The organism is Streptomyces sp. NPDC058653, from assembly GCF_042716895.1.
Classification (GTDB): Bacteria; Actinomycetota; Actinomycetes; order Streptomycetales; family Streptomycetaceae; genus Streptomyces.
On sequence record NZ_JBHXRM010000010.1, the window covers coordinates 122,275 to 147,788 of the forward strand.

Consider the following 25,514-nt stretch of genomic DNA (forward strand, 5'->3'; position numbering starts at 1 on the left):
ATGCCGGAACCCGACCCCGGACGGACCGCCGCCGGCCCCGCCAGCGGCAGGCGGCCGAAGGACCGGCCGTGGCTGATGCGGACCTACGCCGGCCATTCGACGGCCGAGGCGTCCAACGCGCTGTACCGCAACAACCTGGCCAAGGGCCAGACCGGTCTCTCGGTCGCCTTCGACCTGCCGACCCAGACGGGCTACGACCCGGACCATGTCCTGGCGCGCGGCGAGGTCGGCCGGGTCGGTGTCCCCGTCTCCCATCTCGGCGACATGCGGCGGCTGTTCCAGGACATCCCGCTGGACCGGATGAACACCTCGATGACCATCAACGCGACGGCCATGTGGCTGCTCGCGCTCTACCAGGTGGTCGCCGAGGAGCAGGGCGCGGACAGCGACCTGCTCCAGGGGACGACGCAGAACGACATCGTGAAGGAGTACCTGTCGCGCGGGACGCACGTCTTCCCGCCGGTGCCCTCGCTGCGGCTGACCACCGACATGATCACGTACACGGTCGCGCACATCCCCCGGTGGAACCCGATCAACATCTGCAGCTACCACCTCCAGGAGGCCGGGGCCACGCCGGTCCAGGAGATCGCGTACGCGATGTCCACGGCGATCGCCGTGCTCGACGCGGTGCGCGACAGCGGGCAGGTGCCGCCGGAGCGGTTCGGCGACGTCGTGGCCCGTATCTCCTTCTTCGTGAACGCCGGGGTGCGTTTCGTCGAGGAGATGTGCAAGATGCGCGCCTTCGGCCGTATCTGGGACCGGATCACCCGTGAGCGGTACGGAGTGCGGGACGAGAAGAAGCGGCGCTTCCGTTACGGCGTCCAGGTCAACTCCCTCGGTCTGACGGAGGCCCAGCCGGAGAACAACATCCAGCGCATCGTGCTGGAGATGCTGGGCGTGACGCTGTCCAAGGACGCGCGGGCCCGCGCCGTACAACTCCCGGCCTGGAACGAGGCGTTGGGGCTCCCCCGACCGTGGGACCAGCAGTGGTCGCTGCGGATACAGCAGGTACTCGCCCTGGAGAGCGACCTGTTGGAGTACGAGGACATCTTCGACGGGTCGCACGTCGTGGAGGCGAAGGTGGCCTCCCTCGTCGAGGACTCGCTGGCGGAGATGGACCGGATCGAGGAGATGGGCGGCGTGATGGCCGCCGTCGAGTCCGGCTATCTGAAGTCGCGGCTGGTCTCCTCGCACGCCGAGCGCCGGGCGCGTATCGAGTCGGGCGAGGAGAAGGTCGTCGGCGTCAACTGCTTCGAGCCGACCGAGCCCAATCCGCTGACCGCCGATCTCGACACCGCGATCATGACGGTCGATCCGGAGAACGAGGCCCGGGTGGTGGCGGCGCTGCGGACCTGGCGGGAGAACCGGGACGAGGTGCGGGCGGCCGAGTCCCTGACCGCGCTGAAGCGGGCCGCGGCCGGCACCGACAATCTGATGGCGGCCACCGTGGAGTGCGCGCGGGCGGGTGTGACCACCGGCGAGTGGGCCTGGGCGCTGCGGGACGTCTTCGGTGAGTTCCGGGCGCCGACGGGGGTGGGCGGCGCGCCGGTGGCGGTCACCGCCGACAGCGGGTCGGCGCTGGCCGCCGTACGGGAGAAGGTGTCCCGTACGGCAGCGGACATCGGCTCCGGGCGGCTGCGGCTGCTGGTGGGCAAGCCGGGGCTGGACGGGCACTCCAACGGGGCCGAGCAGATCGCCGTACGGGCGCGGGACGCCGGGTTCGAGGTGGTCTACCAGGGCATCAGACTGACGCCCGAACAGATCGTGGACGCCGCCGTCGCCGAGGACGTGCACTGCGTGGGCCTGTCGATCCTGTCGGGCTCGCACGCCGCGCTGGTGCCGGACGTGCTGGGCCGGCTGCGTGAGGCGGGGGCCGGGGACGTCCCGGTGATCGTCGGCGGGATCATCCCGGGCGCCGACGCCGAGGCGCTGCGGGCCGCGGGAGTGGCCGCCGTCTTCACCCCGAAGGACTTCGGGATCACCGAGATCATCGACCGTATCGTCGACGAGATCCGTCACGCGAACAAGCTCGACCCCCTGGAGGTCCGCACATGACCACGTCGCCCACGTCCCCGGCGTCTTCCGCGTCCCAGACGCCCATGGACAGGCTCCGGCCCCGGCGCTCGTGCCTCGCCGTCCCCGGCTCCAACCCGCGCTTCCTGGAGAAGGCCCAGGGCCTGCCCGCCGACCAGGTCTTCCTGGATCTGGAGGACGCCTGCGCGCCGCTCGCCAAGGAGGGCGCCCGGCACACCATCGTCGACGCGCTCAACAAGGGCGACTGGACCGGCAAGACGCGTGTCGTACGCGTCAACGACTGGACGACGCACTGGACCTACCGCGATGTGATCACGGTCGTGGAGGGCGCGGGCCACAATCTGGACTGCGTCATGCTGCCCAAGGTCCAGGACGCCCAGCAGGTCGTCTCGCTGGATCTGCTGCTCACCCAGATCGAGAAGACGATGGGCTTCGACGTCGGCCGTATCGGTATCGAGGCACAGATCGAGAACGCCAAGGGCCTGGTGAACGTCGACGAGATCGCGGCCTCCTCGCCCCGGCTGGAGACCATCGTCTTCGGCCCGGCCGACTTCATGGCGTCGATCAACATGAAGACGCTGGTGGTCGGTCAGCAGCCGCCCGGTTACGGCGCGGACGCCTACCACTACATCCTGATGCGGATCCTGATGGCCGCCCGTACCCACGATCTCCAGGCGATCGACGGGCCGTTCCTCCAGATCCGGGACGTCGACGCGTTCCGCGAGGTCGCGGGCCGGGCCGCCGCGCTGGGCTTCGACGGCAAGTGGGTCCTGCACCCGGGCCAGATCGACGCCGCGAACGAGATCTTCTCGCCGTCGCAGGAGGACTACGACCACGCGGAGCTGATCCTCGACGCGTACGACTACGCGACGTCAGAGGCGGGCGGCAAGAAGGGGTCGGCGATGCTCGGCGACGAGATGATCGACGAGGCGAGCCGCAAGATGGCGCTGGTCGTCTCCGGCAAGGGCCGGGCGGCCGGGCTGCGGCGGACGTCGGTCTTCGAAGCACCGGAGGCCTGAGAGATGCGATTCGGGCGCACCTTCGAGGAGTTCGAGGTCGGGGCCGTCTACAAGCACTGGCCGGGAAAGACCGTCACCGAGTACGACGACCATCTGTTCTGTCTGCTCACCATGAACCACCATCCGCTCCATCTGGACACCAACTACGCAGAGAAGACGACCGACTTCGGCGAGAACGTCGTGGTGGGCAACTACATCTACTCGCTGCTGCTCGGCATGTCCGTCCCCGACGTCTCCGGCAAGGCCATCGCCAATCTGGAGGTCGAGTCGCTGAAGCACATCGCGCCGACCTTCCACGGCGACACGCTGTACGGCGAGACGAGGGTCCTGGACAAGACGCCGTCGCGGTCCAAGGACGACCGGGGCGTCGTGTACGTCGAGACCACCGGCTACAAGCAGGACGGCACGGTCGTGTGCGTCTTCCGCCGCAAGGTGATGGTGCCGACCGCGACCTACATCGACAAGCGCGGCGGCGAACAGCCCGGCCGCCCCGAGCCGATCACTCAGGAGAGCTGACCCATGAGCCGTCTCGCCCGGACCGCCGACCTGACCGACATCCAGCGGGAGATCCTCTCCACGGTCAGGGACTTCGTCGACAAAGAGATCCTGCCGGTGGCCACGGAGCTGGAGCACCGCGACGAGTACCCGACCCGGATCGTCGAAGGGCTCAAGGAAATCGGCCTGTTCGGGCTGATGATCCCCGAGGAGTACGGCGGTCTGGGCGAGTCCCTGCTCACCTACGCGCTCTGTGTGGAGGAGATCGCCCGCGGCTGGATGTCCGTCTCGGGCATCATCAACACGCATTTCATCGTGGCGTACATGCTCAAGCAGTACGGCACACAGGAGCAGAAGGACACCTTCCTGCCGCCCATGGCGGCCGGCGATGTACGGGGCGCGTTCTCGATGTCCGAGCCCGGTCTCGGGTCCGACGTGTCGGCCATCACGTCGAAGGGCGTCAGGAACGGCGACGAGTACGTGCTGGACGGCCAGAAGATGTGGCTGACGAACGGCGCCACGTCCACGCTCGTCGCGGTCCTGTGCCGGAGTGACGAAGGCCACCCCGAGGGCACCGCGCGTCACCGGTCGATGACCACGTTCCTGGTCGAGAAGGAGCCCGGATTCGGTGAGGTACGGCCCGGTCTCACCATCCCCGGCAAGATCGACAAGATGGGTTACAAGGGCGTCGACACCACCGAGTTGATCATGGACGGACTACGCATTCCGGCCAATCGGGTCCTCGGCGGGGACACCGGGCGAGGGTTTTACCAAATGATGGACGGCGTCGAGGTCGGCCGCGTCAACGTCGCCGCGCGTGGCTGTGGCGTCGCACAACGCGCGTTCGAGCTCGGCGTCGCATACGCCCAGCAGCGTCGGACTTTCGGCAAACCGATCGCCGAACACCAGGCAATCCAGTTCAAGCTGGCCGAAATGGGCACCAAGGTCGAAGCAGCTCATGCGATGATGGTCAATGCGGCACGCAAAAAGGACTCCGGTGAACGAAACGACCTGGAGGCAGGGATGGCGAAGTACCTCGCCTCCGAATACTGCAAGGAAGTCGTCGAGGACGCCTTCCGTATCCACGGTGGTTACGGCTTCTCGAAGGAGTACGAGATCGAGCGTCTCTACCGCGAGGCGCCGATGCTGCTCATCGGCGAAGGTACCGCCGAGATCCAGAAAATGATCATTGGTCGCCGACTGCTGGAGGAGTACCGATTCCAGGGTTGATCGCGGTCTATGGTCCCATTTGACCGCCCCCGAGATCACACCCCGTCATCGTCTTCCGGCCTCCGACTCGGCTTCTGCATTGCCCAGTTGCACCTGGCAACCGATACCATCGACGGAAAGCCGCCGTCCCCGTTGCCCGTGCGGCATCATCCGCTACGAAGGTCATCCATGCCCCACAGCCAAACCTCTGCACCACGCGGCAGCGTCCGCCTTGCGCGCGGAGCATCGCCGTGGCTTCTGCCGACCGTCGCCACCGCAGCACTCAGTCTGGTCCGCGCGCGCCGCTCGAAGCGCGCCGCCGCCATCGCCGTGCCCGCCACCGCTCTCGCGGCAGGCATGCTGTGGTTCTTCCGGGACCCCGAGCGAGAGATCACGCAGGGCCGGGTCATCTCGCCGGCCGACGGAGTGGTGCAGAGCATCATGCCGTGGAAGGACGGGCGCACCCGCGTCGCGATCTTCATGAGCCCGCTGAACGTTCATGTCAACCGCGCCCCCCTCGCGGGCACCGTGACGTCCGTGGAGCACATCCCCGGCGGTTTCGTCCCGGCGTTCAACAAGGAGAGCGAGAACAACGAGCGCGTCGTCTGGCACTTCGACACCGAGCTCGGTGACATCGAGATGGTCCAGATCGCCGGCGCCGTGGCCCGGCGGATCGTGCCGTACGTACCGCAGGGGACCAAGCTGGAGCAAGGCGAGCGCATCGGCCTGATCCGTTTCGGCTCACGCGTCGACATCTACCTTCCCGAAGGTGTGGACGTCGCCGTCGAGGTCGGTCAGGCCACGACCGCAGGGGTGACTCGAATTGACCGTGATTGATCCCGACGCACCGGCCGGCTGGGTCGCCGAGGCCGAGGAGGAGGACGACGCGGAGGAAATGCCGTTGTCGATGCGGCTGTCGATAGCGGACACCCTCACCCTCGGCAACGCCACCTGCGGCTTCATGGCCGTGTACTTCACCACCACCGGCATCCTGATCCCGCACCTCACGGGCAGCGAAGAGTCCGGTATGGCGCGCCACTCCGCGGCCTCCGCGGTGATCCTGATGCTCTGCGCCGCGGTCTTCGACCTCTTCGACGGACTGGTGGCCCGCAAGCTGCGCAGCTCCCCGATGGGCGCCGAGCTGGACAACCTCTCCGACCTGATCAGCTTCGGGCTCGCGCCCGCGTACTTCGTGCTCGTCTACGGCATGGTCGCCGACGACGCGCATCAGCGGGTCTCGGCCCTGGCCGCCGTCGTCGTCCTGCTGGCGGTGGTCCTGCGGCTCGCGAGATTCTCCTGCGTCACGCTGAAGCACGGCATGTTCCAGGGCATGCCGAGCCCCTTCGGCGCGCTGACGGTCGTCTCGATCGTGCTCCTGGAGCTCCCCTTCGTACCGACGCTGCTGGCCATCATCGGTGTGGCGTGGCTGATGGTGAGCCGGGTCGAGTATCCGAAGCCGCGGGGCATCCTCGCGGTGGCGATGCTCAGCTGGATCGTGTCCGCGATGGCGATGCTGGTGGCCTGGGCGTTCGACGCGCCCGGCGGGCAGCTGCTGCTCCAGACAGGCTGTGCGCTCCAGGTCGTGACCGGCGCTGTGATCCCCGTCTTCGCCACGGCGCGACGGGTGAACACGTTCCGTGACAATCGGCGTGAGGCGCGGGCGGCGCAGCTGCCGTAGGCGGCGCGTCGTACCGACACACGGCAGGGGCCCGGACGCCTGAGGCGTCCGGGCCCTTCCTTATGCCCTCCGGGTGCGGGGCGAGGGGTCAGCCGCCGAAGGTGAAGCCCTCGGCGGGCTTGGCCACCCGTGCCTCCTGGACGACCTTCAGCCCGCCCGGCACCTTGGAGTCCGGCTTCATGATCACGGACTCGCGGGTGGAGGGCGCCGCCGGGTCCGAGAAGTCATGGGTGATCCCGAAGCCGGTGGAGAACGAGTCGAGCCCCAGCAGCGCCTTGTCGACGCCCTCCCTGGTCAGGTCCTTGTTCTCGCACGCCTTCTTCAGCAGCTCGCCGTAGAGCGAGGCCGCCGTCCAGCCGGAGACGACGCCGTTGTCGAGACCGTCGTCCGGGTAGGCGGCGGCGTACTCCGTGGCCAGCTTCTTGGGCGCCGCCTCGTCCGAGCCGATGGGCAGGGTGGACGAGGCGATGTAGTAGTCCTTCATCAGCGCAGGGCCCGCCGCCGTGGCGAGGAGCTGGGGCGCGAACGCCGAGTTGTTGCCGACGACCGGGACGTTGAACCCGCCCGCCGCCGCCACCCCCACCAGCGAGGCCGCCTGGCGCGGCCCCGCGCTGATCACGATCGCCTTGACCCCCGCCTTCTTGAGCGCGGCGACCTGCGCGGACATGTCGTTGTCGGTCGGCTTGATCTTCTGCTCGACGACGGTGAGACCCGCCTGCTCGGCGGCGTACTCGGAGCCGACGAGGGCGTTCTCGCCGTAGTCGCCCTCGAAGTAGACGTGGCCGATCTTGTCGCCCTCGGCGATGCGGTCGTTGCTGAGGAGGTAGTCGATCGCGTTGATCGTCTCGATGTCGTACGTGGCGCCGACGACCCGTACGTACGGGCTGCCGAGCAGACTCGCCGACCAGGCCTGCGGCAGCACGAGGCCCTTGTCCTGCCCGTCGATGCGCTTCTCGACGGCGGCGACGAAGGGCGAGCCGATGAACTGCGCGAAACCGAGCACGTCCGGCTCCAGCTCCGTGTAGGCGGCGACGGCCTTCTGCGGGTCGTAGCCGTGGTCGCGTACGGTCAGCTCGATCGTGCGGCCGCAGATGCCGCCCGCCTTGTTCGTCCGGTCCGCCCACAGCTGCTGGGCCTGGGTGACGCTCTTGCCGAGCGAGGCGTAGACGCCGGTCATGTCGGTCAGCACGCCCAGCGAGATCGTCTTGTCGCTCACGCCCTGCCCGGTCTTCACCCCTCCGGCGTCCTCCCCCTCGCCGTCGCCGTCGGTGGCCTTGCCGCTGCACCCGGCCAGCGCGAGGGCCAGGACGACCAGCAGCGCCGCACCGGTCCTCGGCGCGTGCGTGTGACGTGCGCGTCGCTTCATGTCTTCTCCCGTGAGAACCGTCGAACCGTCGGAACTGACAGGCGGGTGAGTCCGCCGGGCAGGAAGAGCACCACCGCGACGATCGCGGCGCCGTACAGATAGCGGGACGCCTCGCCCGGTGTGACACCGCCTCCCCCGGGGTCGGAGACCAGGGGGAGGGTGTCGCTGTAGTGGGTGAGGAGCTGGGGCAGCAGGGCGACGAAGGCCGCGCCGACGACGGCCCCGGCGACGGTGCCGAGACCTCCGATGACGATCATGGCGAGATATTCGAGGGCGAGGATCATGCCGAAGTAGTCGGGCACCGTCCGCTGGAAGATCAGCGCGATCAGTACGCCGGCGAGCCCCGCGTACATGGAGGACAGCACGAATACCGCGGCCCGGTAGCGGGCCACCGGCACCCCCATCACCCCGGCGGCGATGCGGTGGTCGCGGATCGCGTTCATGGCCCGGCCGGGCCTGCCCCGGAGCACCCCGCGCGCGAAGAGTCCGCCGGCGAGGAGGGCGAGCAGTCCCGCGTACCAGAGCTTCTCCGACGAGCCGAACGGGACGGCCGCGACGACGACCTCGGAGTCGTCGAAGTCGAAACCGAAGAGGGAGAGCACGGGGACGTCGCGGCCGTTGAAACCGCCGGTCAGATCCCCGGCGTTGAAGAGGACGTGCTGCCCGATGAAGATCAGCGCGAGGGTGGCGATACCGAGATAGGCGCCCCGCAGCCGGCCCGCGATGGGGCTGAAGAGGCCGCCCGCCGCGCCCGCGAGGAGTACGGCGAGTACGACCGCGAGCCAGGTCGGCAGTCCGAGTCCGGTGAGCCGACGGCCGTTCTCCTCGCCGCTCTCGCCCGCGAGGACGCAGTAGCCGTAGGCGCCGACGGCGAGGAAGAAGGAGTGGCCCATGGAGAGCTGGCCGGTGGCACCGGTGAGGAGGTTGAGGCCGATGGCTCCGATGGCGGCGGCCATGGCGAAGAGGCCCGCCTGGAGCCAGAAGCGGTCGAGGTAGAAGGGGAGGGCGAGGAGCAGGAGGGAGCCGGCGAGCCAGGCGTACGCGCGGGGGGTGCGGTGGGCGGGGGGTGTGGCGGGTGCCTTCGCGGGGGCGGGCGAGTCGGAGGCGGGCGAGTCGGGGACGGTCGTGTCAGACACGGGCGAGCTCCTTCGTACCGAAGAGCCCGGCGGGCCGGATGAGCAGGACCGCGACCATCACCAGATACGGCGCGAGATCGCCGAAGCCCCGCCCCAGGAAGGTCAGATCGCTCTGGTAGCCGGTGGCGAAGGACTCCGTGACTCCCACGATGAGTCCCCCGGCGAGCGCTCCGGTCGTGGAGTCGAGGCCGCCGAGTATCGCGGCGGGGAAGGCCTTCAGCGCGGCGAGGGAGGTGGCCCGTTCGAGGCCGGGGGTCGGGAAGACCGTGAGGAAGAGCGCGGCGACGGCGGCGAGGGAGCCCGCGACGGCCCAGGCGGAGAGCGAGACGCGGCCCAGGCGTACGCCCATGAGCGCGGCGGTCGCCGGGTTCTCCGCCGCCGCGCGCATCGAGACGCCCCAGGTGGTGTAGCGGAAGGCGAGCAGGAACGCGGTGATCAGAAGGGCCGCCGCGACGAAGGCGGCGACCCGTGTCTGGGCGATGGTGATGTCCCCGACGGTGAGGAGCCTGTCGCCCCACGGGTCGCCGAGCGCGAGTACGTCGGTGCCGATACGGCGGGTGAGTTCGGTGGTGAGGAGGATGTCGACGCCGATGGTGACGATGGCGAGGACGCTGTGGTCGGTGCCCCGGTAGCGCCGCATGACGGCGTACTCGATGGCCGATCCGACGACGGCCGCGCCCGCGACACCGACGGCGAGGGCGGGCCAGAAGCCGATGTCGTCGTGGAGTACGGCGGTGACGTAGCCGCCCGCGAGAAGGAGCGAGGCGTGGGCGAAGTTGACGACCTCGGTGGCCTTGAAGATGACGACGAAGCCGAGGGCGATGAGGGCGTAGACGGAGCCCATCGAGAGCCCGCCGAGGAGGAGTTCGACGAAGGTGGTCATGAGGCGCTCTCCTCGTCGGCCGTGGTGCGGGCGGCGCTGTCGGGGGTCTCGCCGAGGTAGGCGCGGACGACGGCCGGATCGCTCTGCACCTGGGCGGGGGTACCGCCGGCGATCCGGCGTCCGAAGTCGAGTACGGTCACGGCGTCGGCGAGCCGCATCACCACCCCCATGTCGTGTTCGATCAGCACGATCGAGATGCCGAGGCTGTCGCGCACACCGGCCACGACGGCGGCCGTACGGCGCCGCTCGTCGGCGGTCATGCCGGCCACGGGTTCGTCCAGGAGCAGCACCGTGGGCTCCATGCACAGGGCCCGGCCCAGCTCGACCAGCTTCTGTTTGCCGTACGGGAGGGCTCCCGCCGGGCGGTCCAGATCACCTGCGAGGCCCACGAACTCGGCCACCTCCCCGACTCTGGCCCGGTGCCGGCGCTCCTCGCGGGCGGCGGAGGGCAGCCGGAGGCCGGTGGCGAGGAAGCCCGCGCGGGTGAGCCGGTGGCGGCCGAGGAGCATGCTGTCGGCGACGGTGGCGCCCGGGGGAAGCGCGAGATTCTGGAAGGTGCGGGCGACTCCGAGGGCGGCGACGCGGTGCGGGGGGAGGCCGGTGAGTTCGGTTCCGCCGAGGCGGAGGCTGCCGGAGGTGGCGCGGTAGACGCCGGACAGGACGTTGAGGCAGGTGGACTTGCCCGCGCCGTTGGGGCCGATGACGGCGTGGACACTGCCGGGTTCGACGGTGAAGGAGACGGAGTCGAGGGCGGTGAGCCCGGCGAAGCGGACGGTGACGTCGGTGACGGTGAGGGGTGGCGGGGCCGGAGGGGCCATGGGGGTTTCCCGCCCGGTACGGCCGACCGTCCGTTCGGGATGTCCGGCCGCCGCGAGGGCCGCGTCGCCGGTCGGCTTCTTCTTCGAGTCCGTCACGCGGTCCACCTCCGCAGCACCGGTGCGGACTCCTGGGCCCGGCCCGCGTCCTCGGCGGCCGTCTCGTCGACGACGCCGAGATAGCGGCGGCGTACCTCGTCGGACGCGGCCAGTTCGTCGGCGTCCCCTTCGAGCGTGACCTCGCCGACCTCCAGCACGTACGCGCGCGACGCCAGCCGCAGGGCCATGGAGGCGTTCTGCTCGACCAGCAGGATCGAGGTGCCGCCTGCGTTGATGCGCCGGATCGTCTCGGCGATCCGGGCCGACACGAGGGGGGCGAGGCCGAGGGAAGGTTCGTCCAGGAGGAGCAGCCGGGGGCGTGCCATCAGGCCCCGGGCGAGTGCGAGCATCTGCTGTTCGCCGCCGGAGAGCAGTCCGGCGCGCTGGCCCGCCCGGTCGGCGAGTACGGGGAAGAGCTCGTGCACCTCGGCGAGGGAGGCCGCGTACTGTGCGCGGCCGGCGCGTGCGCCGAGCGCCCCGGCCCGCAGATTGTCGGCGACCGTCATCCGGGCGAACACCTGCCGCCCTTCCGGGACCTGGACGACGCCGGCGGCCACGACCCCGGCGGGGCCCAGCCCGCCGAGCGGCCGGCCGTCGAAGTGGACGGTGCCGCCGCCCGCCGTGCCCCGGTGGAAGCCGAGCGTGCGCGAAATGGCTCTCAGCAGCGTGGACTTGCCGGCGCCGTTGCCGCCGAGCACCGCGGTGATGCCGCCGGGCGGTACGTCGAGCGACACCTCGTGCAGGGCGCGTACGGGGCCGTAACCGACGGACAGGGCACGCACTTCGAGCGCCGCCATGCGTTCTCCTCCGCGTCTGGGCCGGCGGATCCGGTCGTTCGACGGACCGCGTTCCCCGGTTGTCCTGACATGCCGTGGAGGGACACCTCAGCACCGGGCCGGGGCACCGTCCACGGCGCGGGGCCGAATCGCTGCCGATGACCAGCGGCGCGGTGGCCGGATTGTGCACGCGCACAAGGGCTGTCGCGCGGGGCCCGCCGGTGGCATCCTCACCAGCCATGGGTGGCCGCAGAGCGCGCACTGATCGCGAGTGGTCGGTCCTGGTGTCCGCGTCCCGGCTGCTCCTGGAGCGCGTACCGGCACTGACCGACCAGCTGATGGACGAACTCACCGACCATTCGGAGCAGTTCGACGCGGCCGTACCGCGCGACGAGCACTGGCGGCAGATCAACGAGGCGATGCGGTATGGGATCGAGGCCATCGCGGCCCCCCGGTCGGCGCCGCGCCGCGATCTGGCGTACGCGGAACGGCTCGGCCGGCGGCGGGCGGAGCAGGGGCTGGCGCTGGACCTCGTCCTGCACGCGTACCGGCACGCCGGGTATCTGGTCTGGGACGAACTGCTGCGCGTCGTCAGCGAGAAGGACCCGGACGACGTACCGATGCTCGTCCACACGGCGTCCCACATGTGGGCGGGTGTCGACCGGCAGGCGACGGCGGTCGCGGAGGCGTACCGCAGCACGGAGCAGTCGATGCGGCGGCGCAGCGACGAACGGGTGCAGGCGCTGCTGGACGCGCTGCTGGAGGGCCGGTCCACTCCGGGGCTCGCGGCGCGCGCTTCCGCCGGTCTCGACCTGCCCGAGCAGGGGCGTTATGTGGTGGTGGTCGTCCGGGTGGAGCGACGGGACGGGCGCGAACCGTTCCAGCGGGTGGCGGCCGAGGAGGGGATGCGCTTCTTCTGGCGGATGCGTACGGACTGCGAGATCGCGGTCGTCGCGCTGGACGGGGAGACGGGTCTCGCGGAGCTGACGGCGGTGCTGTTACGGCCCTGCCAGGGCCCCGGCGGCATCTCCCCGGTCGTGGAGAGCCTCGCCGAGCTGGGCAGGGCGCGGCTGCTGGCCGAGACGGCGCTGCGTACGCTGCCGCCGGACGCGCAGAGCATCGTCCGGCTGGACGAGCGCCTCCCGACGGCCCTGGTGGTCAGCCAGCCGGAGCTCGCGGCCCGGCTGATCGCGGACGTGTTCGGGCCGCTGCTGGAGCTGGACCCGGCGGACCGCGCGGTCCTGCTGGAGACGCTGGACGCGTGGCTGGAGTACGGCGGCTCGGCGGGGCGCGCGGCGACGCGTCTGTACTGCCACCGCAACACGGTCTTCAACCGTCTGCGCCGGCTGGAACAACTGACCTCGCGCTCGCTGTCGCGCCCCCGGGACCTGATCGAGATGACCCTGGCCCTGGACGCGTTCCGGCTGACGCCGGGGTGAGCACGGGTAGGGGCTAGCCCGTCGTGAGGGGCTGGGGACGGGTACGGGCCGACCCGTCGTCCAGGGCTGATCCCGGCCCGGGACACCCGACGCCCGGGCCGGGGGCAGGCCGGGGAGCGGGCTGGGCCGCGACACCCGCCGTCCGGGCCGGGCGGGGCAGGCCGGGCTACACCCGCAGTCCGGTCCGGGCGGGGCAGGCCGGGCCGCGACACCTGCCGTCTGGGCCAGCGGCAGGCCGGGGCGGGCTGGGGGCACCCGCCGTCCGGGCCGGGGGCGGGCCGGGCCGGGGGCGGGCCGGGCCGGGGGCGGGCCGGGCCGGGGGCACCCGCAAGTCCGGGCCGGGGCACCCGCAGTACGGGCCGGGGCTGGGCCGGGCCGGGCCGGGGCACCCGCCGTCTGGGCCAGCGGCAGGCCGGGCAGGGGCACCCGCCGTCTGGGCCAGCGGCAGGCCGGGCCGCGACACCCGCAGTCCGGCCCGGGGGCGGGCCGGTCCGGGCAGGCCGGGCCGGGGCACTCGCAGTACGGGCCGGGGCCGGGCGGGGCCGGGGCACCCGCCGTCCGGGCCGGGGCAGGCCGGGCAACGGCCTTCCCCGGCCCGGCGGCTGACGGGGGATCAGGTCAGGAAGTCCCGTGCGATCCTCGCCGACATGCGTTCCAGCAGGGGGCCCGCCTCCGCCATGCAGCGTGCCGGGTCGGGTTCCAGGTCCGTCAGGGCGTACGCCCGGCGGATACCGGCGCGGCCCAGGGCCTCCGGGCGGAGCGCCAGCCGGCCGCAGACCGCGATCACCTCGATGTCCCTGGCGCGGGCCGCCGCCGCGACGCCCGCCGGGGCCTTGCCGTGGAGCGTCTGTTCGTCCAGCGATCCCTCGCCGGTGATGACGAGCGTGGCACGGGACAGGGCGGGGCCGAAGCCGAGTACGTCGAGCATGACCTCGATGCCGGGCCGGAAGCTCGCGCCGAGGCCGACGAGGGCGCCGTAACCGATACCGCCCGCCGCTCCCGCGCCGGGTGCGAGCGCGGACTCGGCCGCCCCGGCGCCGAGGGTCTCCTCCAGGACACGCGCGTAGTGCGTGAGAGCGGCGTCGAGCGTGCCGACGTCCTCGGGGGAGGCGCCCTTCTGCGGTCCGTAGATCGCGGCGGCCCCCTTGGGACCGGTCAGCGGGTTGTCGACGTCGCTGGCGAGGACGATGTCCGTCTTCGCGATACGGGGGTCGAGCCCGGACAGGTCCACGGTCGCGAGAGCGCGCAGTCCCCCGCCGCCCGGTCCGACGGGCTGCCCCTCCGCGTCAAGGAAGCGCCCGCCGAGCGCGGCCAGCATGCCCGCCCCGCCGTCCGTCGTGGCGCTGCCGCCGACGCCGAAGACGATGGTGCGCGCGCCCGCGTCGAGCGCGGCGCGCAGCAGTTCGCCGGAGCCGTACGTACTGGCGGTGAGCGGTGCGAAGACTCCGGCGGGCAGATGCTGGAGGCCCGACGCCTCGGCCATCTCGACGACGGCCGTGCCGTCGCGGAGCGCGTACGCCGCAGTCAGCTCGTCGCCGAGCGGTCCGGCGACCCGTACCTCACGGCGTTCGAAACCGGCCGCCACCGCCGCGGCAACGGTGCCGTCGCCCCCGTCGGCGACGGGCAGCGCCTCGACGTCGAGGCCGGGAACGACCAGGCGCAGCCCGGACGTCACCCGCTCGGCGACCTGTACGGCGGTGAGTGAGCCCTTGAACTTGTCGGCCGCGACGAGCACGTGCGCGGCCCTGGTTACTGCTCCGTCCGTCACCTTGTCATCCCTTGCTTTCGAACAGGCAGTCGCGCCGCACCGACCCTATCCGCCGGGTGGCTTCCTGCCCATGGGGACCGCCCCGGTATACGTACCGCGCGAAGACGGAGAAAACTCCCATGATCGGAGGAACGACATGGGCCGGTTTCGGCGCCCCGAAGGTGCCTCTGATCTACGCTTTCCGCGTGACGACCTCTCGCGACGCCGACTACCTCACCTACATCGCCGGACTCCCCCGCGTGCTCTGCGGGGCCGCCGCGCTCTTCCGGGACGAGGAGGGGCGGGTACTGATCGTCGAGCCCAACTACCGGCCGGGCTGGGCGCTGCCCGGCGGGACCGTCGAGTCGGACGCCGGTGAGACGCCGCGTCAGGCGGCACGGCGCGAGACGTTCGAGGAGATCGGGCTGGACGTCGAGTTGGGGCGGTTGCTGGCGGTGGACTGGTCGCAGGCGCCGGACCGGCCGGCGATCGTGGCGTATCTGTACGACGGCGGGGTGCTGGACGAGGAGCGGCTCGGCGCGATCCGGCTTCAGCACGAGGAGTTGCTCTCGTGGCGGCTGGTGACCCCTGCCCAGATTCCCGATCTGATGATCGGGTCGCTCTCGGGCCGGATTCTCGCGGCATTCGATGTACTCGAAACCGGTTCGGGGGCCGTGGAGTTGGAGAACGGCCGCCCGGTCGCATGAGCCACCGGCATGGGAGGTGCGCGGTGGTGACGGGTGCGGCGGGAGCTGTTCTCATATGTCATGTACGCGCGTGTCATGTACGCGGCGCCCGGTGGACCGCTTCCGGTTGACACCGCTCCACCCCGCGTCGGCCCACCGTGCACGAGTGCCCTGCATGATCCAGAATCCCAGGCCCAGGACACCGGAGGGAACATGCGACCTCAGATTCGCGGCTTGCTGACAGCCCTGCTCACGACGGCGGTTGTGGCGGCGGGCGCGGGCACCGCCTCGGCGGGCACGACGGCGGACAGGACGGCGGACAGGGTCCGGCCCCGCGCACTCCCGACGACCGTGGACGGCGGCGCCTGGAAGTCGGGCCATGTCCAGGGCATGGCCGTGGACCGCCGCAAGGGCTTCATGTACTTCTCGTTCACCAACCTCCTCGTCAAGACCGACCTCAGCGGCAGGCCCGTCGGCTCGGTCACCGGATTCACCGGGCACCTCGGGGACCTGGACCTCAACACCGCGGACGGCAGGGTCTACGGCTCCCTGGAGTACAAGGCCGCCAAGGCCTTCTACATCGCGATCTTCGACGGCGACCGCATCACCAGGATGGACATGGACGCCGAGACGACCGGTGTCGTCTCCACCGTCCATCTCGAAGAGGTCGTGGACGACTACACGGCCGACATGGACGGCGACGGTGTCTTCGACGGCGACACCGCCAGGACCGCCGACCACCGCTACGGATGCAGCGGCATCGACGGCGTCGCGTTCGGCCCCGCCTTCGACGACAGGCGGTGGGGCGGCGGGTACGGCAGGCCGCGTCAGCAGCTGCTCACCGTCGCGTACGGCGTCTACGCCAACACCTCCCGGCAGGACAACGACAACCAGGTGCTGCTCCAGTACGACATCCGCCGCTGGAAGAGGTACGAGCGCCCGCTCACCGAGGCAGACCCGCACACCAGCGGCCCCGCCTCGCCCGACGGGAAGTACTTCAGCTACACCGGCAACACCACGTACGGCGTGCAGAACCTCGACTACGACGCGTACAGCGGCAACTGGCTGCTCGCCGCGTACAAGGGCACGAAGCCGGGGTTCCCGAACTACTCGCTCTTCGTCGTCGACGGCTCCAGGCGCCCGGTCCCGGGACCCGTCGCCGGCCAGCCGGAGCCCGAGCGCGGCATGCTGCTGCCGCTCCTCGCGCGGGGGCTGCACCACCCCGAGTCCGGGACGTACGGCTGGGAGTCGACCGGCCAGTACGGTCTGGTCTCGCTCGACGACGGCCGCTTCTACCTCGCCGAGGCGGGCACGGTCGTCGAGGACGGCGTCACCAAGCAGACCGGCAAGGCCGTGATGAACCGCTGGACGGGCGAGGTGCCGACCCCCTTCACACCGGTCGTCACGGACGACACCGACGACTCGGCCGACCCCTCCGACTACCCGGGCCACATGCCCCACCCGGGTCACATCGGCCACATCGGTCATCTCCACTGAGGCAGGTCAGGGCTTATCGGGTCGCCTCCTCCCGGCTCCGCTGCGTACCCTCGCGGCATGACTCTCGTCGCGATTTTCAGCGGCGCCGGGATCTCCACCGACTCCGGCATTCCCGACTACCGGGGTCCCAAAGGCCTGTGGCGGCGTGATCCCGAGGCCGAGAAGCTCGTCACGTACGACACGTACATGAGCGACCCGGCGATCCGCCGCCGCTCGTGGCTGATGCGCCGGGACAGCCCGGCCTTCCGCGCACGGCCCAACGCCGCGCACCACGCCGTCGCCGAGCTCGACACGGCGGTCGACGGGGCGGTCCGGGTGATCACGCAGAACGTCGACGGGCTGCACCAGCTCGCCGGCACCCCCGCCCGCAAGGTGCTCGAACTGCACGGCACCGCACGGGCGGTGGTCTGCACCGGGTGCCACGCCCGCTCCACGATGGAGGAGGCACTGGCCCGGGTCGGGGCGGGCGAGGAGGATCCGCCGTGCACCGTCTGCGGTGCCGTCCTCAAGTCGGCGACGGTGATGTTCGGCGAGCGGCTGGATCCGGAGGTGCTCGGGCGGGCCCTGTCGATCGCCAAGGCGTGCGAGGTCTTCATCGCCGTCGGCACGACCCTCCAGGTGCAGCCGGCCGCCTCGCTGGCGGGGATCGCCGCCGGGAACGGCGCGCGGCTGCTGATCGTGAACGCGGAGCCGACTCCGTACGACGATCAGGCCGACGAGATCATCCGGGAGCCGATCGGTACGGCGCTGCCCACGCTGCTGAAGCGGTTCCACGCGAGCTGACCGGACGCGGCGGACCGATGGGGCGAGGACAGACCGGGCGGGCCGGGCGCGCGGGCGTCAGAAAAGGGTGTCCGCGCCGCCCGACTCCTTACCCGCGCGCGGGGCGCTCGCCGCGCCCTCGAAGACCAGCAGGCGCTGCTTGCGGTCCAGCCCGCCGCCGTATCCGGTGAGGCCGCCCGTCGATCCGATCACCCGGTGGCACGGCACGATGATGCCGACCGGGTTCTTGCCGTTGGCCAGTCCGACCGCGCGCGAGGCCCCCGACCTGCCGAGCGCGCCCGCCAGTTGACCGTACGAGCGGGTCTCGCCGTACGGGATCGTCAGCAGTTGGTCCCAGACACTGCGCTGGAACGGCGTGCCGTGCAGCCGCAGCGGCACGTCGAACTCGGTGCGCCCGCCCGCGAAGTACTCGTCGAGCTGCTCGATCACCTCGCCGAACGGCCGGGGGTCGGCCTCGCCGAAGCTCTCCTGCGGAGGGCGATGGCGCTGCCCGGTCATGTAGAGACCGCTCAGCACGCCGTCGGTGGCCACGAGCGTCAGCGGCCCGTACGGGCTGTCGACCACGGTGTGCGATCTGGTCGCCGTGCCGGGGGTCGCGCGGATGGTGGTGGTGCGGGGTGTCACGCGGTGAACTCCTTCATGCGGGGAGGATGTTGATGGCATGGTCCTCGGTGGCCCAGAGGTACTGGACGGCGTAGGCGCGCCAGGGCCGCCAGGCGGCGGCGCGCGCCGTCAGCGCGGCGGGTGTCGACGGCAGACCCAGCGCCTGTGCGGCGCGGCGCATCCCGAGGTCCGTCGGCAGGAAGGCGTCCGGGTCGCCCAGCGCGCGCATCGCGATCGCCTCCACGGTCCAGGGGCCGAACCCGGGCAGCGCGTGGAGGCGGGCCCTGGCCTCGTCCCAGTCGCTGTCCGTACCGAGCGGCAGCGTGCCGTCGGCGAGCGCCCGGACCAGGGTCATGAGGGTGGTGCGGCGGCTGCGCGGCAGCGCGAGGGCCTCGGGGTCCAGCCCGGCCAGCGCGTCGGGCGTGGGGAAGAGATGGGTGAGGCCGCCCTCGGGGTCGTCCACGGGGGTGCCGTGCGCGGTGACGAGACGGGCGGCGTGGGTGCGGGCGGCGGCGGTCGAGACCTGCTGGCCCAGGACCGCGCGTACGGCGAACTCGGCGGCGTCGACGGTGCCCGGCACCCGGCGGCCCGGCGCCTTGTCGACCAGCGGGGCGAGCAGCGGGTCGGTGCGCAGTTGTCCGTCGACGGCGACCGGGTCGGCGTCCAGGTCGAGCATGCGGCGGCAGCGGCTGATGGCGACGGTGAGATCGCGGGGGTCGGTGAGCGCGAGCCGGCAGCGGATGTGGTCGGGCCTCGGTGTCAGGGCGACGATGCCGTGTCCGTACGGAAGGGAGAGCGTGCGCCGGTACGCGCCGTCCCGCCACTCCTCGACGCCCGGGACAGCGGTGGCCGCCAGGTGCCCGAAGAGGTTGTCGGGGTTGAGCGGTGTGCGGAAGGGCAGCCGCAGGCAGATCACTCCGGGGGTCGAGGAGCCGGGGACGGGCCCGCCGGCGGTGGACGGGCGGCGGGTGCGGGTGGCGCGTGTCCGCAGCTCGCTCGGGGAGAGCGCGAACACCTCGCGGACGGTGTCGTTGAAGGTGCGGATCGAGGAGAAGCCGGCGGCGAAGGCGACCTGTGCCATCGGGAGCGCGGTCGTCTCGATGAGCAGCCGGGCGGTCTGCGCCCGCTGGGCGCGGGCCAGCGCGAGCGGCCCGGCGCCGAGTTCGGCGAGGAGCTGCCGTTCGATCTGCCGCTGCGAGTAGCCGAGGCGCCCGGCGAGTCCCCCCACGCCCTCGCGGTCCACGATTCCGTCCTGGATCAGCCGTACGGCGCGGGCGACGGAGTCGGCGCGGGCGTTCCACTCGGGCGAGCCGGGGCTGGTGTCCGGCCGGCACCGCTTGCAGGCCCGGAACCCGGCCTGCTGACAGGCGGCGGCGCTGGGGTGGAAGACCATGTTCTCGGCCTTCGGGGGCACGACCGGGCAGCTCGGCCGGCAGTAGATGCCGGTGGTCAGGACGGCGGTGAAGAACCATCCGTCGAATCGCGCGTCCTTGGACCGGACGGCGCGCAAGCAGCGCTCGGTGTCGGTGTGCATGGGTCAAGCATCCGGTACCCGGGGTGCCGGGCGCTGGCGAGAATCCGACATCGACCTCGTGCCGCCTGCGCGGATGTGGCTGTCTCGATCGAACCGGGGTGTGGCCGCCTCAGTCGCTGATGAAGGCCATGAGGTCGGAGTTGAACTCCTGCTCGTGGTCGCCGTACAGACCGTGCGGCTGACCCGGATAGATCTTCAGCGTCGCGTCCTTGATCAGCTCGGCCGACTTGGGGCTGGCGGCCACGAGCGGCACGATCTGGTCGTCGTCGCCGTGAGCGAGGAGTGTGGGGACGTCGAAGCGCTTGAGGTCCTCCGTGAAGTCCGTCTCGGAGAACACCTTCACGCAGTCGTACGCCGCCTTGATGCCCACCTGCATGCTCCACAGCCAGAACGCGTCGCGGGTCCCCTTCGAGATCGCGGCGCCGGGGCGGTTGAAGCCGTAGAAGGCGTCCGTCAGGTCCTCGTAGAACTGTGAGCGGTTGGCCGCCAGACCCGCGCGGAGTCCGTCGAAGACATCGATCGGCGTACCGTCCGGGTTGTCCTCGGTGCGCAGCATCAGAGGGGGTATCGAGCTGAGCAGCAGCGCCTTGGAGACCCGCGACGTGCCGTGACGGCCGATGTAGCGGGCGACCTCGCCGCCGCCCGTGGAGTGGCCGACGAGGACGGCGTCGCGGATGTCCAGGATGTCGAGGAGCTGGGCGAGGTCGTCGGCGTAGGTGTTCATGTCGTTGCCGTGCCAGGGCTGGCCGGAGCGGCCGTGGCCCCTGCGGTCGTGCGCGATGCCGCGGAAGCCGTTCTCGCCGACGAGACGGAGCTGGCCGTCCCAGGCGTCCGCGTTGAGCGGCCATCCGTGGCTGAAGACGACGGGGCGGCCGGTGCCCCAGTCCTTGTAGAAGATCTCGGTGCCGTCGGTGGTGGTGACGGTGGTCATCGCGGTCCATCCCTTCGTGAGCGGTGGCGGCGACGCGTTTCTCGGCCGTGGTGGCGGCACACGCCGCGCGGGTCCGGCGGCGGTCGGCGGGCCGGCCCGGGTGCGGGGATCGCGTACGCTCGGCGCGCTCATGACGTGGGCGCCTCGACGGCGTCCGCCCTCGGCCTCGACCGAAAACACCGGACGCCAACAGCGTCTCAGGAATCGGCGGGCCCCGCAGGGCGGGGAGAGCCCGGGGCCGGCGGGAGGGCCCCGGGCGGGCGGCTCGCGCGGGCCGGCCCGGTCAGGCCGCCGCGCGCAGCTTGCGCCAGACCGCCTTCGCCGCGTTCTGCCCGGACATGCCGTGCACACCCGGGCCCGGCGGGGTCGCGGACGAGCAGATGAAGACAGCGGGGTGCTGGGTGCTGTACGGCGACAGGGAGAGCTTGGGCCGCACCAGCAGTCGCAGCCCGGCGACGGAGCCGCTGGCGATGTCGCCGCCGACATAGTTGGCGTTACGGGCGGCCAGCTCGGGCGGGCCGGCGGTCGCGCGGGCCAGGACGCGGTCCCGGAACCCGGGCGCGAAGCGCTCGATCTGCCGCTCGATCGCCTCGGTCAGATCGCCCTCCCAGGCGTGCGGGACATGACCGTACGCCCAGAAGACCTGCTTGCCGTCGGGCGCGCGGGACGGGTCGACGACGCTGGGCTGGGCGGTGATCAGGAACGGTGTCGCGGGGGCGCTGCCGCCGTAGGCCAGATTCAGCGCCGTGCTGATCTCGCCCTTCGTGGGCCCGATCTGGATCGTGCCGGCCCGGCGCGCCTCCTCCGCCGTCCAGGGCACGGGCCCGTCGAGCGCGTAGTCGATCTTGAATACACCGGGGCCGTACCGGTACGAGTCGTACGCCCGGCCGAGGCCCGCGATACGGGCGAGCGCGGTCGGGGAGGTGTCGAAGACGTACGCGCGGGCCGGCGGCAGGTCGTCGAGCCGCTTGACCTCGAATCCGGTGTGGACCGTGCCGCCGAGGTCGCGGAGATAGGCGGCGAGCGCGTCCGAGATGGACTGGGAGCCGCCGCGCGGAACCGGCCAGCCGACCTCGTGCGCGGCGAGCGCGAACATCAGGCCCACGCCGCCCGTCGCGATCCCGTTCAGCGGGGCGATGACATGGGCGACGAGACCGGCGAACAGCCCCTTGGCCTTCTCGTCGTGGAACCGCCTCATCAGCAGGTTCGACGAGGGGAGCCCGGCGAGCCCGAAGCGGGCGAGCGTGAGGGTGTCGTGCGGCAGACCTCTCGGGGGCAGCGCCATGAAGTCCCGTGAGAACGCGTCCCACTTGCCGAGGAAGGGCGCGAGCAGCCGGCGGTACGCCCCCGCGTCGCGCGGGCCGAACGAGGCGGCGGTCTCGGCGACGGAGCGGGACAGCACGGCGGCCGTGCCGTCGTCCCAGGGGTGGGCCATCGGCAGCTCGGGGTGCAGCCACTCCAGACCGAACCGGGCCAGGGGCATGTCCCTGAACGCGGGCGATCCCGCGCCCAGCGGGTGGACGGCGGAACAGGGGTCGTGGCGGAAGCCGGGGAGGGTGAGCTCCTCGGTCCTCGCTCCCCCGCCCACCGTGTCGCGGGCCTCGAAGACGGCGACGGAGAATCCGCGTCGGGCCAGCTCGACCGCGGCGGTCAGCCCGTTGGGTCCCGCCCCCACGACGACTGCATCGAGCATCGACGGCACCTTCGGACTCCTTCGTCAGCCGATGGCCAGAGGAACCAGGATATTCCTGGCCTCTGACACTCTGTCGGCGGGGCGACGAAACACCCCCCGGCCCCGGCCGACCGCCGGGCCCGTTCCCTCGGTAGGAGAGCCACCTGGCCGCTTCTCGGGCCGGGCCGTCAGACTCCGGAGGCCGGTCCGGTGCCCGCGCCCGCCCCTTCCTGTGTCCGCGCGCCCGTCAGCAGGCGGTCCCGCACCCGCCGGGCCGTCGCCTCGTCGCGCGCGGCCGTGAAGGGCAGCGCGTTGCCGCCGGTGACCCGGAACGGCTCACCCGTGAGCGTCAGCTGCGCGCCGCCGGCCTCCGTCACCAGCAGCAGTCCCGCCGCGTGGTCCCAGGCCAGCTCCCAGCTGAAGGCGACGGCGTCGAGCGTGCCGAGCGCGATGGCCCGGTACTCCAGCCCCGCCGAGCCGCAGGGCCTCGCGGCGATGTCGTCGGCGTGCCGGACGCCGAGCAGCGCGCGCTTCTCCTCCGGCGAGGTGTAGTCGGGGTGGGAGATGGCGACGTCCAGCACGGCGCCCGGCTCGGGGGTGCCGCAGTGGAGGGGAACGCCGTCCAGCCGGGCGCCCCGTCCTCGTACGGCGGTGGCCATCTCGTCCGTCACGGGCGCGTACGTCCAGGAGGCCAGCACCTCGCCGCCCCGGGCGAGCGCGACGAGGGTGCAGAATCCGGGCTCGCCCCGGACGAACTGGCGGGTGCCGTCGACCGGGTCGACGATCCATACGGGCGCGTCCCCGTGCAGCGCCCCGTACACGGCCGGGTCGGCGTGGACCGCCTCCTCGCCGACCACCACCGAGCCGGGCAGCAGGGCGGTCAGGGCGGCGGTCAGCCGCTCCTCGGCGCCCTTGTCGGCGCTGGTCACCAGGTCGTGGGGGCCGGACTTCTCGACGATCTCGTGGGCGGCGAGCTGCCGGAAGCGCGGCATGATCTCGGCGGCGGCCGCGTCACGCACCGCCGCCTCGACAGCGGAAAGGTCACCGTTCAGGAAGTCATCGATCATTCCCCCAGACAACCACAGGGCGCCGACAACCCAGGTGGGGCGGGAGATGACGGCTCGATGACCGATCGGCGTCCGCCCGTCGACCGAACCGGTCCGGACGCCGCCCGGGTGAGGACAGGCCCTAGCGGCCCACCGCGTATCCCTGCATGCCGCGCGGGTTGGCCGCGGCCGAGAGGACTCCGGTGCGGGGGTCCCGGGCGACCGCGCAGAGGCGTCCCTCCGACCACGGTTCGCCGACGGTCACGTCGTGGCCCCGGCGGCGCAGTCCTGCTACGACGGCCGCGTCCATGGACGGCTCGACGGTGACACTCCCAGGCCGCATCCCGCGCGGGTAGAAGGAGCTGGGGAAGCTGTCGTTGTGCCAGTTGGGGGCGTCGATCGCGCCCTGGAGGTCGAGTCCGCCCCGTACCGGCGGGCGCAGCGCGACGGCCAGGAAGAAGTGGAGCTGCCACTGGTCCTGCTGGTCACCGCCGGGGGTGCCGAAGGCCATGACGGGGGTGCCGTCGCGCAGGGCGACGGACGGGGTGAGCGTGGTCCGGGGCCGGCGGCCCGGGGTCAGTGAGTTGGGCAGTCCGGGCTCCAGCCAGGTCATCTGGAGACGCGTGCCGAGCGGGAAGCCGAGTTCGGGCACGACCGGGTTGGACTGGAGCCAGCCGCCGCTCGGCGTCGCGGCGATCATGTTGCCCCAGCGGTCCACCACGTCGAGGTGGCAGGTGTCGCCCCGGGTCGCGCCGTCACGGGCGACGGTCGGCTCCCCCGCGCCCGCCGCCGGGACGCCGAGCGCGTCGAAGCCCGCCTCACCGGCGGCGACGGCGGTGGCGTGGGCACTGAGCACGGGCTCGCGCCCGTCGGGGCTGCCGGGGCGCAGTTCGTAGGAGGCCTTGTCGCCGACCAGGGCGCGGCGCGCGGTGTTGTACGGCTCCGAGAGGAGCGTGGCGAGCGGTACGTCGGCGGCGTCGCCGTACCAGGCCTCCCGGTCGGCCATGGCGAGCTTGCAGCCCTCCGTAAGGAGGTGGACGTACTCCTCGGAGCCGTACGCCGGAAGCTCGGGCGCGGGAGGCAGCAGCGCCAGTTGCTGGAGGAAGGCGGGGCCCTGGCTCCAGCCGGGGGCCTTGCAGAGGGTCCAGCCGTTCCATTCGTACGTCGCGGGCGTCTCGTACGTCGCGGACCACCCGGCCAGGTCGGCGGCCGTGAGCGTGCCGGTGTGACGGGAGCCGCTGGTGTCCAGGGTGGGGCGGTCGGACGCGCGTATCAGCGCCTCGGCGATGAACCCCCGGCGCCAGATGTCGCGGGCGGCCTCGATCTGGGCGGCCCGGTCCTCACCGCCCGCCGCCTCGGCCTCGGCGGTAAGCCGGCGCCAGGTGGCGGCCAGCGCGGGATTGCGGAACAGCTCTCCGGGTGCCGGGGACCGGCCGCCCGGAAGGTAGACGTCTGCGGACGAGGTCCACTCGGTCTCGAACAGCCCGCGGACGCTCTCCACGGTCTGGCCGACCCGCTCGACGGGCGCGTGGCCGTCCTCGGCGTAGCCGATGGCGTAACGCAGCACCTCCGCAAGGGACTTGGTGCCGTGGTCGCGCAGCAGCAGCATCCAGGCGTCGAAGGCGCCGGGCACGGCGGCGGCGAGGGGGCCGGTGCCGGGGACGAGTTCGAGGCCGAGGGACCGGTAGTGCTCGACGGTCGCCCCGGCGGGCGCGGTTCCCTGACCGCAGAGCACCCGGGCCTCGCCGCCGGCGGGGGCGACGATGATCGGCACCTCACCGCCCGGACCGTTGAGGTGCGGCTCCACCACATGCAGGACGAACCCGGCCGCGACGGCGGCGTCGTAGGCGTTTCCGCCGTCCTCCAGCACCGCCATCGCGGACTGCGAGGCGAGCCAGTGGGTGGAGGACACCATGCCGAAGGTGCCCTGGAGGGTTGGCCGGGTCGTGAACATTCGGTTCCTCACCTCGCTGCTCCCGCGCATCGGCGGGACCGATGGGCGCTCGCGCCGCTTCCCGTGCAGTGACCACGCACCACCCTATCGGCCATCCGGGGCGGCGCCGGGG

Annotated in this window: 22 protein-coding genes; 10 read left to right on the top strand and 12 right to left on the bottom strand. The window is 71.8% G+C overall.

The genetic code is table 11. From position 1 onward, the window contains the following. The 6 genes from ACFWU9_RS11725 (at position 1) to pssA (ending at position 6,435) form a co-directional block, all read left to right on the top strand. Positions 1-2,055 carry a protein meaA gene (locus ACFWU9_RS11725; RefSeq protein WP_384316776.1) on the top strand — a complete coding sequence of 685 codons (2,055 nt, stop codon included), beginning with the start codon at positions 1-3 and terminating at the stop codon, positions 2,053-2,055. Continuing rightward, on the top strand, positions 2,052-3,053 hold the full coding sequence (locus ACFWU9_RS11730; RefSeq protein ID WP_384316778.1) for an HpcH/HpaI aldolase/citrate lyase family protein: 1,002 nt from the start codon (positions 2,052-2,054) through the stop codon (positions 3,051-3,053). Before ACFWU9_RS11725 ends, ACFWU9_RS11730 begins: the two co-directional genes overlap by 4 nt. Before the next feature lie 3 nt (positions 3,054-3,056). Beyond that, positions 3,057-3,569 carry a MaoC family dehydratase gene (locus ACFWU9_RS11735; protein ID WP_384316780.1) on the top strand — a complete coding sequence of 171 codons (513 nt, stop codon included), beginning with the start codon at positions 3,057-3,059 and terminating at the stop codon, positions 3,567-3,569. Between the two features lie 3 nt (positions 3,570-3,572). Further along, positions 3,573-4,778 (top strand): acyl-CoA dehydrogenase family protein, encoded by a 1,206-nt coding sequence (locus ACFWU9_RS11740; RefSeq protein WP_384316782.1) that lies wholly within the window; start codon positions 3,573-3,575, stop codon positions 4,776-4,778. Between the two features lie 168 nt (positions 4,779-4,946). Then, positions 4,947-5,594: a phosphatidylserine decarboxylase gene (locus tag ACFWU9_RS11745; RefSeq protein ID WP_384316784.1), complete on the top strand. Its 648-nt coding sequence runs from the start codon at positions 4,947-4,949 to the stop codon at positions 5,592-5,594. Further along, positions 5,581-6,435, top strand: coding sequence for a CDP-diacylglycerol--serine O-phosphatidyltransferase (gene pssA, locus ACFWU9_RS11750; RefSeq protein ID WP_384316786.1), 855 nt, complete (start codon positions 5,581-5,583; stop codon positions 6,433-6,435). The genes ACFWU9_RS11745 and pssA overlap by 14 nt, the downstream gene beginning before the upstream one ends. An 88-nt stretch (positions 6,436-6,523) precedes the next feature. On the opposite strand, the gene ACFWU9_RS11755 is transcribed toward pssA, so the two are convergent. From ACFWU9_RS11755 to ACFWU9_RS11775, 5 genes are all read right to left on the bottom strand, one after another. Further along, on the bottom strand, positions 6,524-7,801 hold the full coding sequence (locus ACFWU9_RS11755) for an ABC transporter substrate-binding protein (RefSeq protein WP_384316788.1): 1,278 nt from the start codon (positions 7,799-7,801) through the stop codon (positions 6,524-6,526). After that, positions 7,798-8,937 (bottom strand): branched-chain amino acid ABC transporter permease, encoded by a 1,140-nt coding sequence (locus tag ACFWU9_RS11760; RefSeq protein WP_384316790.1) that lies wholly within the window; start codon positions 8,935-8,937, stop codon positions 7,798-7,800. Before ACFWU9_RS11760 ends, ACFWU9_RS11755 begins: the two co-directional genes overlap by 4 nt. Continuing rightward, a complete protein-coding gene (locus tag ACFWU9_RS11765) occupies positions 8,930-9,820 on the bottom strand; it encodes a branched-chain amino acid ABC transporter permease (RefSeq protein ID WP_384316792.1) in 891 nt (296 codons plus the stop codon). Before ACFWU9_RS11765 ends, ACFWU9_RS11760 begins: the two co-directional genes overlap by 8 nt. After that, positions 9,817-10,638, bottom strand: a complete 822-nt coding sequence (locus ACFWU9_RS11770; protein WP_384316910.1) for an ABC transporter ATP-binding protein — start codon at positions 10,636-10,638, stop codon at positions 9,817-9,819. Before ACFWU9_RS11770 ends, ACFWU9_RS11765 begins: the two co-directional genes overlap by 4 nt. A 92-nt stretch (positions 10,639-10,730) precedes the next feature. Continuing rightward, complete coding sequence (locus ACFWU9_RS11775; RefSeq protein WP_384316794.1) at positions 10,731-11,531, bottom strand: ABC transporter ATP-binding protein; 801 nt, start codon at positions 11,529-11,531, stop codon at positions 10,731-10,733. Between the two features lie 218 nt (positions 11,532-11,749). Here ACFWU9_RS11775 and ACFWU9_RS11780 point away from each other — a divergent pair, with 218 nt between their 5' ends. Beyond that, the gene (locus ACFWU9_RS11780) at positions 11,750-12,949 is read left to right on the top strand and encodes a PucR family transcriptional regulator (protein ID WP_384316796.1); all 1,200 of its coding nucleotides are present in this window, start codon (positions 11,750-11,752) and stop codon (positions 12,947-12,949) included. 613 nt (positions 12,950-13,562) lie between these two features. On the opposite strand, the gene ACFWU9_RS11785 is transcribed toward ACFWU9_RS11780, so the two are convergent. Then, complete coding sequence (locus tag ACFWU9_RS11785; RefSeq protein WP_384316798.1) at positions 13,563-14,717, bottom strand: glycerate kinase; 1,155 nt, start codon at positions 14,715-14,717, stop codon at positions 13,563-13,565. 185 nt (positions 14,718-14,902) lie between these two features. On the opposite strand from ACFWU9_RS11785, the gene ACFWU9_RS11790 reads away from it, so the two are divergent. From ACFWU9_RS11790 to ACFWU9_RS11800, 3 genes are all read left to right on the top strand, one after another. Continuing rightward, on the top strand, positions 14,903-15,403 hold the full coding sequence (locus ACFWU9_RS11790; protein WP_384316800.1) for an NUDIX domain-containing protein: 501 nt from the start codon (positions 14,903-14,905) through the stop codon (positions 15,401-15,403). A 192-nt stretch (positions 15,404-15,595) separates the two neighbouring features. Continuing rightward, positions 15,596-16,879, top strand: a complete 1,284-nt coding sequence (locus ACFWU9_RS11795; RefSeq protein WP_384316802.1) for a hypothetical protein — start codon at positions 15,596-15,598, stop codon at positions 16,877-16,879. Between the two features lie 57 nt (positions 16,880-16,936). Further along, on the top strand, positions 16,937-17,662 hold the full coding sequence (locus tag ACFWU9_RS11800; RefSeq protein ID WP_384316804.1) for an NAD-dependent deacetylase: 726 nt from the start codon (positions 16,937-16,939) through the stop codon (positions 17,660-17,662). 57 nt (positions 17,663-17,719) lie between these two features. Here the strand turns inward: ACFWU9_RS11800 and ACFWU9_RS11805 are convergent, their stop codons facing one another. The 6 genes from ACFWU9_RS11805 to ACFWU9_RS11830 form a co-directional block, all read right to left on the bottom strand. Further along, positions 17,720-18,265 carry a methylated-DNA--[protein]-cysteine S-methyltransferase gene (locus tag ACFWU9_RS11805; protein WP_384316912.1) on the bottom strand — a complete coding sequence of 182 codons (546 nt, stop codon included), beginning with the start codon at positions 18,263-18,265 and terminating at the stop codon, positions 17,720-17,722. A gap of 34 nt (positions 18,266-18,299) precedes the next feature. Next, positions 18,300-19,799, bottom strand: a complete 1,500-nt coding sequence (locus ACFWU9_RS11810) for an AlkA N-terminal domain-containing protein (protein WP_384316805.1) — start codon at positions 19,797-19,799, stop codon at positions 18,300-18,302. Between the two features lie 109 nt (positions 19,800-19,908). Beyond that, positions 19,909-20,730 carry an alpha/beta fold hydrolase gene (locus tag ACFWU9_RS11815; protein WP_384316807.1) on the bottom strand — a complete coding sequence of 274 codons (822 nt, stop codon included), beginning with the start codon at positions 20,728-20,730 and terminating at the stop codon, positions 19,909-19,911. A gap of 283 nt (positions 20,731-21,013) precedes the next feature. Next, entirely contained in the window at positions 21,014-22,432 is a 1,419-nt protein-coding gene (locus ACFWU9_RS11820; RefSeq protein ID WP_384316808.1) for a phytoene desaturase family protein, read from the bottom strand. A 158-nt stretch (positions 22,433-22,590) separates the two neighbouring features. Then, the gene (locus tag ACFWU9_RS11825; RefSeq protein ID WP_384316810.1) at positions 22,591-23,469 is read right to left on the bottom strand and encodes an inositol monophosphatase family protein; all 879 of its coding nucleotides are present in this window, start codon (positions 23,467-23,469) and stop codon (positions 22,591-22,593) included. A gap of 121 nt (positions 23,470-23,590) precedes the next feature. After that, the gene (locus tag ACFWU9_RS11830; RefSeq protein WP_384316812.1) at positions 23,591-25,402 is read right to left on the bottom strand and encodes a gamma-glutamyltransferase family protein; all 1,812 of its coding nucleotides are present in this window, start codon (positions 25,400-25,402) and stop codon (positions 23,591-23,593) included. Positions 25,403-25,514: the final 112 nt, after the last annotated feature.